Consider the following 7050-nt stretch of genomic DNA (forward strand, 5'->3'; position numbering starts at 1 on the left):
TCTCCGGAAAGCTTCCCGCCTCGACGTCCGGAAGCCTGAGCCTCCCATTGTCCCAGACGCAAAACTGATGGAACCGCCGTGGGATACTCGTCCGCAAACCCTTTCCACCACAACGGAACGGCCACCCTTCATGACTTCGGTCCCTTCCCTCGCAGCCACGGTCAACCAGCGCGTCGCGGACGCCCTCTCGGCAGCCCTGCCGGAGGCCGGCGCCGCGGACCCGCTGCTGCGACGAAGTGACCGGGCCGACTTCCAGGCCAACGGCATGCTGGCGCTGGCCAAGAAGCTCAAGGGCAACCCGCGCGAGCTGGCCGCCAAGGTCGTCGAGGGCCTGCCCGCCGATGACCTGTTCCAGGAGATCGAGGTCTCCGGGCCCGGCTTCCTGAACATCACGCTCACCGACCGGGCGATCACCGAGACGCTCGCGGCCCGCGCCGCCGACAGTGACCGGCTCGGCGTGCCGCTGAACCCGCACGCGGGCACCACCGTCATCGACTACGCCCAGCCCAATGTGGCCAAGGAGATGCACGTGGGCCACCTGCGCTCCGCCGTCATCGGCGACGCGCTGCGCCACATGCTGGACTTCACCGGCGAGAAGACCATCGGCCGCCACCACATCGGCGACTGGGGCACCCAGTTCGGCATGCTCATCCAGTACCTCATCGAGAACCCGGGCGAGCTCGCCCCGGCCGCCGAGGTCGACGGCGAGCAGGCCATGTCCAACCTGAACCGGGTCTACAAGGCCTCGCGGGCCGTCTTCGACGCCGACGAGGACTTCAAGGAGCGGGCCCGCAAGCGGGTCGTCGCCCTGCAGTCCGGCGACAAGGAGACCCTGGAGCTGTGGCAGCAGTTCGTGGACGAGTCGAAGGTCTACTTCTACTCCGTCTTCGAGAAGCTGGACATGGAGGTGCGGGACGACGAGATCGTCGGCGAGTCCGCGTACAACGACCTGATGCCGGAGACGGCGCGGCTCCTGGAGGAATCGGGCGTCGCGGTCCGCTCCGAGGGCGCGCTCGTCGTCTTCTTCGACGACATCAAGGGCAAGGACGACCAGCCGGTCCCGCTGATCGTGCAGAAGGCGGACGGCGGCTTCGGTTACGCGGCCTCCGACCTCTCGGCGATCCGGAACCGGGTCACCGACCTGAACGCGACGTCGCTGATCTACGTCGTCGACGTACGCCAGTCCCTGCACTTCAAGATGGTCTTCGAGACGGCCCGGCGCATGGGCTGGCTCAACGACCAGGTCAAGGCCCACAACATGGGTTACGGCACGGTGCTCGGCGCGGACGGCAAGCCGTTCAAGACGCGTGCGGGCGAGACGGTCCGCCTGGAGGACCTGCTGGACGAGGCCGCGCAGCGCGCCGCCGAGGTGGTGCGCGAGAAGGCGCGGGACCTCACCGAGGAGGAGATCCAGGAGCGCGGCGCCCAGGTCGGCATCGGCGCGGTGAAGTACGCGGACCTGTCGACGTCGGCGAACCGCGACTACAAGTTCGACCTGGACCAGATGGTGTCGCTCAACGGCGACACCAGCGTGTACCTCCAGTACGCCTACGCCCGTATCCAGTCGATCCTGCGCAAGGTGGACGAGACGAAGCCCGCCGCGCACCCTGAGCTCGAACTCGCCCCGGCGGAGCGGGCGTTGGGCCTGCACCTGGACGCGTTCGGCGCCACCGTCGCGGAGGCGGCGGCGGAGTACGCCCCGCACAAGCTCGCCGCGTACCTCTACCAGCTCGCCTCCCTCTACACGACCTTCTACGACCAGTGCCCGGTCCTGAAGGCCGAGGACGCCGACACGGTCGCCAACCGGCTCTTCCTGTGCGACCTGACCGGCCGCACCCTGCGCCAGGGCATGGCGCTGCTGGGCATCCGTACCCCCGAGCGCCTGTAGTCCGCGGGAAACCCCTGCGCGGTGGCCGTCATCCGATCCGGGTGACGGCCACCGCCGCTTTGAGCTCGGCCCAGAAGCCGGGGCCCGGGGTGATGCGCGGGCCGAGGCGGTAGACGACGGTCCGGTGGCGCCCGCGGACCTCAAGGCGCACTTCGCTGCGGCCGGGGTGGGCGGCCAGGATCTCCTTGAGGCGGGCCACCGCCTCGGCCGTCACGCCCGCCTCGGGGATCTGCAGCCGTACGGGCGCCTCCCGGCCCGCGGTACTGAGATCGGGGACGGTCAGCTCCATGGCCATCACCCGCGGTACGTCCTCCCGGCGGTCAAGGCGCCCTTTGACGAACACCACGGCGTCCTCGGCCAGTTGGGGCGCCGCCAGCCGGTAGGCGGCGGGGAAGAACATGCAGTCGATGGAGCCGGCCAGGTCCTCGACGGTGGCGATCGCCCAGGGGTTTCCCTGTTTGGTGACCTTGCGGGTCAGGGTGGAGACGACGCCGCCGAGGGTGATGACCGCGCCGTCGGCGAATTCCCCGCCGGTAAGCTGGGAGATCGCGGCGTCGGCCGTCTCGCCGAGGAGGTGTTCGAGGCCTTCGAGGGGGTGTGCGGAGACGTACAGGCCAAGCATGTCGCGCTCGTTGGCGAGCAGGGAGGTGCGGTCCCACTCCTGCGTGGAGAATTCCACGTCGAGCCCGAATCCCGGACCGTCGCCTTCGGCCTCGGCGTCCATGTCGGCGAAGAGGTCGAACTGCCCTTCCGCTTCCCTGCGTTTGACCGCGAGGACAGTGTCGATCAGTGACTCGTAGTGCTCGGTGAGCCCTTTGCGGGTGTGCCCCATCGCGTCGAACGCGCCCGCCTTGATGAGGGATTCGGTGGTGCGTTTGTTGCAGGCGGCGGCCGCCACCTTGTCGAGATAGTCGGGGAAGGACCGGTAGGCCCCCTTCGCCTCGCGTGCGCGCACAACACAGTCCACGACATTGCGGCCCACATTGCGTACCGCGGTGAGACCGAAGCGGATACGGTCCGTGCCCCGCGGGGTGAAGTCCGCGTCCGATTCATTGACATCGGGCGGCAGCACCGTGATGCCCATCCTGCGGCACTCGCTGAGATAGAGCGCCATCTTGTCCTTGTCGTCGCGTACGGAGGTCAGGAGCCCGGACATGTACTCCGCCGGGTGGTGCGCCTTGAGGTAGGCCGTCCAGTACGAGACCAGGGCGTACGCGGCGGCGTGCGCCTTGTTGAACGCGTATCCGGCGAAGGGGACCAGCACGTCCCACACCGCCTGAACGGCCTCGTCCGAGTAGCCGCGCTCCCTGCAGCCGGAGCGGAAGGGCACGAATTCCTTGTCGAGGACCTCTTTCTTCTTCTTGCCCATGGCGCGGCGCAGCAGATCGGCCTGGCCCAGCGAATATCCGGCGAGGATCTGGGCGGCCTTCTGCACCTGTTCCTGATAGACGATCAAGCCGTAGGTCAGGCCGAGGACTTCCTTCAGCGGCTCGGCCAGCTCCGGGTGGATCGGGGTGATGTCCTGCTGGCCGGTCTTGCGCAGCGCGTAATTGGTGTGGGAGTTCATGGCCATCGGGCCCGGCCGGTACAGGGCGGTGACCGCCGTGATGTCCTCGAAGTGGTCGGGCTTCATCAGCCGGAAGAGCGCGCGCATGGCGTTGCTGTCGAACTGGAAGACGCCGAGGGTGTCGCCGCGCGCGAAGAGCTCGAAGGTCGCGGGATCGTCCAGCGGCAGGTCCAGCAGCCGCAGTTCCTCACCCGTGTTCTGCCGGATGAGCCGGACCGCGTCGTCCATGATCGTGAGGTTGCGCAGCCCGAGGAAATCCATCTTCAGCAGGCCGAGGGATTCACAACTGGGGTAGTCCCACTGCGTGATGGTGACGTTGTCGGTGTGCCGCACCCACACCGGTACGTGATCGGTGATCGCCTCGCTCGACATGATGACTCCGGCCGCGTGCACCCCCATCTGCCGCACCAGGCCCTCCACGCCCTTCGCGGTGTCGATGACCTTCTTCGCGTCCGGCTCGCTCTCGTACATCTCCCGGATCTGCCCCGCCTCGCCGTACCGCGGGTGCTCCGGGTCCGTGATCCCGCTGAGTTCGATGCCCTTTCCGCCGGCGTCCGGTGGCATGGCCTTGGTGAGCCGGTCGCCCATCGCATAGGGATAGCCGAGCACCCGCGCGGAGTCCTTGATGGCGTTCTTCGCTTTGATCGTGCCGTACGTGCCGATCATCGCGACCTTGTCGGCGCCGTATTTCTCGGTGACGTACCGGATCACTTCCCCGCGCCGCCGCTCGTCGAAATCGATGTCGACATCGGGCATCGAGACGCGCTCCGGATTGAGGAACCGCTCGAAGATCAGGCCGTGTTCGATCGGATCGAGGTCGGTGATCCCCAGGGCGTACGAGACGAGCGAACCGGCCGCCGAGCCGCGCCCGGGGCCCACCGCGATGCCGTTGTCCTTGGCCCACATGATGAAGTCGGCGACCACGAGAAAGTATCCGGGGAAGCCCATCTGGACGATGACGTCCATCTCGTACGCGGCCTGCCGCCGATAGCGCTCCTCCACACCCTGTGGGAAACGCTTCCGGAGCCCTCGGCCCACTTCCTCCCGGAACCAGCTCACCTCCGTGTGCCCCTCGGGCACGGCGAATCTCGGCATCAGGTCGCGCTTGGCGAACATGCCGCCGGTGTCGATCTGCTCCGCGACCAGAAGGGTGTTGCGGCAGCCCTCCTGCCAGGCGTCGGAGGAGTCGACGGCGTACATCTCCTCGGCCGACTTCAGGTGATAGCCGGTGCCCTCGAAGCGGAAGCGGTCCGGGTCGGAGAGATTCTTTCCGGTCTGGATGCACAGCAGCGCGTCGTGCGCGGAGGCCTCGTGGGCGTAGGTGTAGTGCGAGTCGTTGGTGACCAGCGGCGGGATGCCGAGCTTGTTTCCGATCTCCAACAGGCCGTCCCGCACCCGGCGTTCGATCTCGATGCCGTGGTCCATCAGCTCCAGGAAATACCGGCCCGCGCCGAAGATGTCCCGGTATTCGCCCGCCGCCCGCAGCGCCTCGTCGAACTGCCCCAGCCGCAATCGCGTCTGCACCTCTCCCGAGGGGCAGCCGGTCGAGGCGATCAGCCCTTTCGACCAGCGCGCGAGGGTCTCCTTGTCCATCCGCGGCCATTTGGTCAGCCAGCCCTCGGCGTACGCGTCCGAGGACAGCCGGAAGAGGTGGTGCAGCCCGGTTTTGTCCGCCGCCCAGATCGTCTTGTGCGTATAGCCGCCGGAGCCCGAGACATCGTCCCGCTTCTGGTGCGGCTGCCCCCACTGGACTTTGCGCTTGCTGCGCCGCGACGTTGGCGCCACGTACGCCTCGATGCCGACGATCGGTGTCACGCCCGCGCTCTTCGCCTGGTGGAAGAAGTCGTACGCGCCGTGCAGATTGCCGTGATCGGTCATGGCGATATGCGTCATGCCCATCGCGTTGCAGGCGTGGAACAGGTCCTTCAGCCGCGCGGCACCGTCCAGCAGGGAGTACTGGGTGTGCACATGCAGGTGCGTGAACGGCCGGGAAGGGGGAGTGCTGTTGACCATCGTCCTCCTCCCCCTTTCTCACTCGGCCCGGGCGGTGATGCTCTCCGCGATCGCCCGCAGCCCCGCGGCCACGTCCTGCGCCGAGGGCGCGTGCTCGGGGTCCACCAGCCACTGCTGGCTCAGGCCGGCGACCAGCGCCATGTGCACCGAGCCGACCGCCCGCGCCAGCTGCGGGTCCGCCTCGGCGTCGATGCCGTGCAGTTCGGCGGCCATCCGGGGCCGCGAGCGCTCCATCGCGTCGGCGATCTGCTGCCGTACCTCGGGCGAGCGCTCGGCCTGCGCGAAGGCCTCGACCGTGGAGACCAGCATCGGGCGGTGGCTGCTGTTCGCCGCGATGACCTGCTCCCACATCTCCCGCAGCCGCCCGAGCGCGTCGGCGCGCTCCGCCCCGCCGTCGTCGGCGGCCGTCGCCACCGCCTTGTCCCCCCACTCCATGACCGTCTCCATCAGCGCGGCGTTCAGCAGCCCTTCCTTCGACCCGTAGTGGTAATTGATCGAACCGAGCGGGGCCCCGGCCGCCGCCGCGAGGTCCCGCGAGGTGGTACGCGCATACCCGCGCTCCTGTAGGCATCGCTTGGCCCCGGCCATCAACTGTTCACGGTGTCCCATGGCGGCAGACCCTACCCCATCCTTGAACGATCGTTCAGAACGACCGTTCAAGCCGGGTGTTTCGGCACGTCACAGCGCCACCCCGCTTGACCCTCACACCGATGTGAGCCTCTACCGTCCTTTCCATGAGCACTCAGCAAGCACTTCCCGCCCCCCGTTTCGACACCTTCGTCCAGGGCAGCGGCCCCGCCCTCCTCCTGGCGCACGGCGCCGGCGGCGGCATCGAGGGCAACTTCGGCTACGTCCTGGAGGATCTGTCCCGGGATCACGCCCTCGTCGGCCCGCACTACCCGGGCGCGGGCAGCACGCCCGTGGACGACGCTCCGCTCCAAATAGACGATCTCGCCGACCAGTTGGTGGCCTCCGCCGTCGCCGCCGGGCACGAGTCCTTCACCGTCGTCGGCGAATCCCTCGGTACGGCCGTGTCGATACGCATCGCCGCCCGCCACCCCGAGCGCGTACGGGCCCTCGTCCTGACCGCGGGCTTCGCCAAGGCGGACCCCAGCCTCGGACTGACCGCCGAGCTGATCAAGGTCCTGACGGCGGCGGGGGAACGGCGCAGTGCGGCGCGGGTGGCCCTGGTGGGCGTCTCGACTGAGGACGAGCTGGCGCGGCTGTCTGACGCGGACCTCGAGCAGGCCGTCGATGCCGTACAGGCCGGAATGCCCCCGGGCATGGCCGACCATTTCGATCTGGTCTCCCGCGTGGACGTACGCGAGGACCTGGCCGGCATCGCCGTACCCACCCTGGTCCTCTCCCCGGCCGAGGACCGCATGGTCCTGCCGGAGAGCTCCCGGCGCCTGGCCCGCGGCATCGTGGGCGCCGAACTGATCGACATCCCGGGTGGCGGGCATGTGCTGAGCGAGGAGCGCCGGGCGGTGTGGCTGGGCCACGTACGGGAGTTCCTGGCGCGCGTGGGGGTGTGAGTGCGGGGGCCGGGCGGGGGGGGGGGGGGGGGGGGGGGGGGGGGGGG

Annotated in this window: 4 protein-coding genes; 2 read left to right on the top strand and 2 right to left on the bottom strand. The window is 68.7% G+C overall.

What is annotated here, in order from left to right; all coding sequences use genetic code 11:
- Positions 1-130 precede the first annotated feature (130 nt).
- The gene (argS, locus tag AC4IJH_RS33575; RefSeq protein WP_490855720.1) at positions 131-1888 is read left to right on the top strand and encodes an arginine--tRNA ligase; all 1758 of its coding nucleotides are present in this window, start codon (positions 131-133) and stop codon (positions 1886-1888) included.
- 28 nt (positions 1889-1916) lie between these two features.
- Here argS and dnaE read toward each other — a convergent pair whose 3' ends face one another.
- Complete coding sequence (dnaE, locus tag AC4IJH_RS33580) at positions 1917-5468, bottom strand: DNA polymerase III subunit alpha (RefSeq protein ID WP_490855721.1); 3552 nt, start codon at positions 5466-5468, stop codon at positions 1917-1919.
- Between the two features lie 18 nt (positions 5469-5486).
- A complete protein-coding gene (locus AC4IJH_RS33585; protein ID WP_490855722.1) occupies positions 5487-6077 on the bottom strand; it encodes a TetR/AcrR family transcriptional regulator in 591 nt (196 codons plus the stop codon).
- Positions 6078-6202: 125 nt separating this feature from the next.
- On the opposite strand from AC4IJH_RS33585, the gene AC4IJH_RS33590 reads away from it, so the two are divergent.
- A complete protein-coding gene (locus tag AC4IJH_RS33590) occupies positions 6203-7003 on the top strand; it encodes an alpha/beta fold hydrolase (RefSeq protein ID WP_490855723.1) in 801 nt (266 codons plus the stop codon).
- Positions 7004-7050 lie beyond the last annotated feature (47 nt).

The organism is Streptomyces sp. UF-297 (genome assembly GCF_058245575.1).